Genomic DNA, 5,673 nt, shown 5'->3' with positions numbered 1-5,673 from the left:
CGAGATCCCGCTGATCGTCTGCATCACGGAAGGGATTCCGGTGATGGACATGGTCAAGGTCAAGCGCATGCTGGCCGGCTCGAAATCCCGCCTCGTCGGGCCGAACTGCCCTGGCATCGTCACCGCCGGCGAGAGCAAGATCGGCATCATGCCGGCCAACATCTTCAAGCCCGGCTCGGTCGGCATCGTCTCGCGCTCCGGCACGCTGACCTATGAGGCGGTGTTCCAGACCACCAATGAAGGGCTCGGCCAGAGCACCGCCGTCGGCATCGGCGGCGACCCGGTCAAGGGCACCGAGTTCATCGACATGCTGGAGATGTTCCTCGCCGACGAGAAGACCAAGTCGATCGTGATGATCGGCGAGATCGGCGGCTCGGCCGAGGAGGATGCGGCGCAATTCATCAAGGACGAGGCGAGGCGTGGCCGCTCCAAGCCGATGGTCGGCTTCATCGCCGGGCGCACGGCCCCTCCCGGCCGCCGCATGGGCCATGCCGGGGCGATCATCTCCGGCGGCAAGGGCGGCGCGGAAGACAAGATCGCCGCCATGGAAGCGGCCGGCATCCGGGTCTCGCCCTCGCCGGCGCGCCTTGGAAAGACCTTGGTGGACGTGTTGAAGGGATAGGCCCTTCGACGGACGGCAGGCACGTCATGGTCGGGCTTGACCCGACCATCTCAAGACCAGCCGGACTCGCGAAGGGATGCCTGGGTCAAGCCCGGGCATGACGGCAGGAACGAAGGTGCCCGGGGCACGCCCGAGCATGACGCGGCAGGCAGGACAGGACGGACAGGACATGGCTCGCCAGGACATCAACGAGGCTCTCGCGCAGACGGGTTTCCTCTATGGCGGCAACGCGGCCTATATCGAGGACCTCTATGCCCGCTACCAGGCCGATCCGAAATCGGTCGACGAGCAATGGCAGGGCTTCTTCGCCGGGCTGAACGACGAGCGCCAGGCGGTCATCGACAACGCCAAGGGCGCCTCCTGGAAGAAGCCGAACTGGCCGATCCCGGCCAATGGCGAGATCGTCTCGGCGCTCGACGGCAACTGGGCCGTGGTCGAGAAGGTGATCGGCGACAAGCTCGGCGCCAAGGCCAAGGCCGCCGGCGCGACGCTCTCGGCTTCCGACGTGCAGCAGGCGACGCGCGATTCGGTACGCGCCATCATGCTGATCCGCGCCTATCGGATGCGCGGCCATCTGCACGCCAAGCTCGACCCGCTCGACATCGAGCAGGTCAAGGATCCCGAAGAGCTCTCGCCGGCCGCGTTCGGCTTCGGCGAGGCCGATCTCGACCGCAAGATTTTCATCGACAACGTGCTCGGGCTCGAATTCGCGACGATCCGCGAGATGACGGCGATCCTGCAGCGGACCTACTGCCAGACCATCGGCGTCGAGTTCATGCACATCTCCGATCCGGAGCAGAAGGCTTGGCTGCAGGAGCGGATCGAGGGGCCGGACAAGGAGATCGCCTTCACCCGCGAGGGCAAGAAGGCGATCCTGAACAAGCTCGTCGAGGCCGAGGGCTTCGAGAAGTTCATCGACCTGAAATACACCGGCACCAAGCGCTTCGGTCTCGACGGCGCCGAGTCGCTGATCCCGGCGCTGGAGCAGATCATCAAGCGCGGCGGCGCGCTCGGCGTGCGCGACATCGTCTTCGGCATGGCCCATCGCGGCCGCCTCAACGTGCTGACCCAGGTGCTGGGCAAGCCGCACCGGGCGCTGTTCCACGAGTTCAAGGGCGGCTCCTTCGCCCCCGACGACGTCGAGGGCTCGGGCGACGTCAAATACCATCTCGGCGCCTCCGCCGACCGCGAGTTCGACGGCAACACCGTCCATCTCTCGCTGACCGCGAACCCGTCGCATCTCGAGATCGTCGATCCCGTCGTGCTCGGCAAGGTCCGCGCCAAGCAGGACCAGTTCGGCGACATCGTCGAGCGCGCCAAGGTGCTGCCGCTCCTGCTGCATGGCGATGCCGCCTTCGCCGGCCAGGGCGTCGTCGCGGAATGCCTCGGGCTGTCGGGGCTGAAGGGCCACAAGACCGGCGGCTCGGTGCATTTCATCGTCAACAACCAGATCGGCTTCACCACCTATCCGCGCTATTCGCGCTCCTCGCCCTATCCGTCCGACGTGGCGAAGATGGTCGAGGCCCCGGTCTTCCATGTGAACGGCGACGATCCCGAAGCGGTGGTCTTCGCCGCCAAGGTGGCGATCGAGTTCCGGCAGAAGTTCCACAAGCCGGTCGTGATCGACATGTTCTGCTATCGCCGCTTCGGCCATAACGAGGGCGACGAGCCTGGCTTCACCCAGCCGCTGATGTACCGCAAGATCCGCGGCCACAAGTCGACGCTGGAGCTCTACGGCGCCAAGCTCGAGGCCGAAGGAATTACCCAGCCGGGCGAGCTCGACGCGATGCGCGCCGACTGGAAGGGCAGGCTCGAGGTCGAGTTCGACGCCGGCCAGTCCTTCAAGCCGAACAAGGCCGACTGGCTCGACGGCCGCTGGGCCGGGATGAAGGCGATCCGGGCCGACGAGGACGATCCGCGCCGCGGCGCGACCGGCGTGCCGGCCCAGGTGCTCAAGGAGATCACGCAGAAGATCACCTCGGTGCCCGAGGGCTTCAACGTCCACAAGACGATCCAGCGCTTCCTCGACAACCGGCGCAAGGCGGTCGAGAGCGGGCAGGGCATCGACTGGGCGACGGCCGAGTCGCTCGCCTTCGGCTCGCTGCTGCTCGACGGGCACCCGGTGCGCCTCTCCGGCCAGGATTGCGAGCGCGGCACCTTCAGCCAGCGCCATTCGGTGCTGATCGACCAGGAGACCGAGGCCCGCCACACCTCGCTGAACCATATCCGCGAGGGGCAGTCGCGCTACGAGGTCATCAACTCGATGCTCTCGGAAGAGGCCGTGCTCGGCTTCGAATACGGCTACACCCTGTCGGAGCCGAACGCGCTGACCTGCTGGGAGGCGCAGTTCGGCGACTTCGCCAACGGGGCGCAGGTGGTGTTCGACCAGTTCATCTCCTCGGGCGAGCGCAAATGGCTGCGCTTGTCCGGCCTGGTCTGCCTGCTGCCGCATGGCTATGAGGGCCAGGGGCCGGAGCACTCCTCCGCCCGGCTCGAGCGCTTCCTGCAGATGTGCGCCGAGGACAACATGCAGGTGGCGAACTGCTCGACGCCGGCGAGCTATTTCCACATCCTGCGCCGCCAGCTGAAGCGCGACTTCCGCAAGCCGCTGATCCTGATGACGCCGAAGTCGCTGCTGCGCCACAAGCGCTGCGTCTCGGCGCTCGACGAACTGGCCGAGGGCTCGACCTTCCACCGCGTCCTGCACGACGACGCCGAGCGCGGCAACTCCTCGACCAAGCTGGTCAAGGACTCGAAGATCCGCCGGGTCGTGCTGTGTAGCGGCAAGGTCTATTTCGACCTGCTCGAGGAGCGCGAGAAGCGCGGCGTCGACGATGTCTACCTGATGCGCGTCGAGCAGCTCTATCCGTTCCCGCTGAAGTCGCTGGCGCACGAGCTGTCGCGCTTCAAGGGCGCCGACGTGGTCTGGTGCCAGGAGGAGCCGAAGAACATGGGCTCCTGGACCTTCGTCGAGCCCTATCTCGAATGGGTGTTGGGCCATGCCGGCTCGAAGTCGAAGCGCCCGCGCTATGTCGGCCGGCCGGCCTCGGCGGCGACGGCGACCGGGTTGATGTCGAAGCATCTCGCCCAGCTCAACGCTTTCCTGGACGAGGCCTTCGCGGCCTGATCCGACGCCCCGATAAAGAGACATCTGAAGAGGCCTGACATGGCGACCGAAATCCGCGTACCCACCCTCGGCGAATCCGTCTCCGAGGCCACGATCGGCAAGTGGTTCAAGAAGCCGGGCGACGCGGTGAAGGCCGACGAACCTTTGGTCGAGCTCGAGACCGACAAGGTCACGCTCGAGGTCAACGCGCCGGCTGCCGGCGTGCTCGGCGAGATCGTCGCCAAGGAGGGCGAGACGGTCGGCGTCAGCGCGCTGCTCGGCACGATCTCGGCCGGCGAGGGCAAGGCGTCAGCGCCCGCCAAGGATGAGAAGAAGGCCGATGCCGCGGTCGCCCAGGCCGCCGGCAAGGCCGGCGCCGAGACCTCGGCCGAGGCGCAGAAGAAGGCCGGCGCGGTCGCCGGCGACACGCCGATCAAGCCGGCGACCAAGGCCGCCGATTCCGGCCCGGCCGTCAGCCGCCTCGCCGCCGAGAGCGGCGTCGATCCCGCGAGCGTCTCCGCCTCGGGCAAGGATGGCCGCGTCACCAAGGGCGACATGCTGGCGGCGATCGCGACCGGCCCGGCCGTCGCGGCCTCGGCTCCTGCGGCGCCGGCGCAGATGCGCGCGCCTTCCGCTCCGGACGACGCCTCGCGCGAAGAGCGCGTCAAGATGACCAAGCTGCGCCAGACCATCGCGCGCCGCCTCAAGGAGGCGCAGAACACGGCCGCGATGCTGACCACCTTCAACGAGGTGGACATGTCGGCGGTGATGGCGCTGCGCAACCAGTACAAGGACGTCTTCGAGAAGAAGCACGGCGTGAAGCTTGGCTTCATGGGCTTCTTCGTGAAGGCCTGCGTCCAGGCGCTGAAGGAAATCCCGTCGGTCAACGCCGAGATCGACGGCACCGACATCGTCTACAAGAACTACTACCATGTCGCGGTCGCGGTCGGCACCGACAAGGGCCTGGTGGTGCCGGTGGTGCGCGATGCCGACCAGCTTTCCATCGCCGGTGTCGAGAAGGAGATCGGCGCGCTTGGCAAGAAGGCGCGCGACGGCTCGCTCAAGATCGAGGACATGCAGGGCGGCACCTTCACGATCTCGAATGGCGGCGTCTACGGCTCGCTGATGTCGACGCCGATCCTGAACGCGCCGCAATCGGCAATCCTCGGCATGCACAAGATCCAGGAGCGGCCGATGGTCGTCGGCGGCCAGATCGTCGTGCGCCCGATGATGTATCTCGCGGTCAGCTACGACCACCGCATCATCGACGGCAAGGAGGCGGTGACCTTCCTGGTCCGCATCAAGGAGGCGCTGGAGGACCCGGCGCGGCTCGTGCTGGATCTCTGAGACCTGGCCATGGGGCAGGCCGCCTTCATGGCTGCGCTGATCGCCGGGAGCGTCGTTCTGCTCCTGATCCATATCGTCGTGCAGGCATTCGCGGCGACACGGGAGCTCGGCTCGGCCTGGAATGCCGGGCCGCGCGATGAAGGGCTCAAGCCGAAGGGCGTTCTTGCGGGCCGCGCCGAGCGCGCGCTCCGCAACTACCTCGAGACCTTCCCTGCCTTCGGCATCCTGGCCCTGACCCTGATCGCCATGGGACGGGTCGACGGCTTGGGCCTGATCGGGGCGCTGCTCTGGCTTGCGGCTCGTATCGCCTACCTGCCGCTCTATCTGGCGGGCATTCCCTATGTCCGCAGCCTGGCATGGAGCATCGCCGCTGCCGGGCTCCTGCTGATGGTCGTGCGCACGTTCGTTTAAGCCGGGAGGAGCAAGTCATGGCTTTCGGCCCCAATCCCCCGCCGCTGCAGCCGCACCTTTGCGTCAAGGGCGGTACGGAGGCGATCGCCTTCTATGAGAAGGCCTTTGGTGCTGAGTGCACCTTCAAGGCCATGGCCGAGGACGGGGTGCGCATCATGCATGCCAATCTCGGCCTCTTCGGCGGCGA

4 protein-coding genes are annotated in these 5,673 nt (G+C 66.9%); all 4 read left to right on the top strand.

Going from position 1 to position 5,673, the window contains the following annotated elements:
* Window positions 1-622: succinate--CoA ligase subunit alpha (locus V6M56_RS18370; protein ID WP_332685626.1), on the top strand; the 622-nt coding region annotated here is incomplete at its 5' end.
* Window positions 623-791: 169 nt separating this feature from the next.
* Window positions 792-3,749, top strand: coding sequence for a 2-oxoglutarate dehydrogenase E1 component (locus V6M56_RS18365; protein WP_332685624.1), 2,958 nt, complete (start codon window positions 792-794; stop codon window positions 3,747-3,749).
* 39 nt (window positions 3,750-3,788) lie between these two features.
* Window positions 3,789-5,075: a 2-oxoglutarate dehydrogenase complex dihydrolipoyllysine-residue succinyltransferase gene (odhB, locus tag V6M56_RS18360; RefSeq protein WP_332685622.1), complete on the top strand. Its 1,287-nt coding sequence runs from the start codon at window positions 3,789-3,791 to the stop codon at window positions 5,073-5,075.
* Window positions 5,076-5,084: 9 nt separating this feature from the next.
* The gene (locus V6M56_RS18355; protein ID WP_332685620.1) at window positions 5,085-5,486 is read left to right on the top strand and encodes an MAPEG family protein; all 402 of its coding nucleotides are present in this window, start codon (window positions 5,085-5,087) and stop codon (window positions 5,484-5,486) included.
* Window positions 5,487-5,673 lie beyond the last annotated feature (187 nt).

The organism is Allobosea sp. (assembly GCF_036675845.1).
Taxonomy (GTDB): Bacteria; Pseudomonadota; Alphaproteobacteria; order Rhizobiales; family Beijerinckiaceae; genus Allobosea.
The sequence above is the reverse complement of the archived record's forward strand: the minus strand, read 5'-3'. Positions and strand labels throughout refer to the sequence as shown.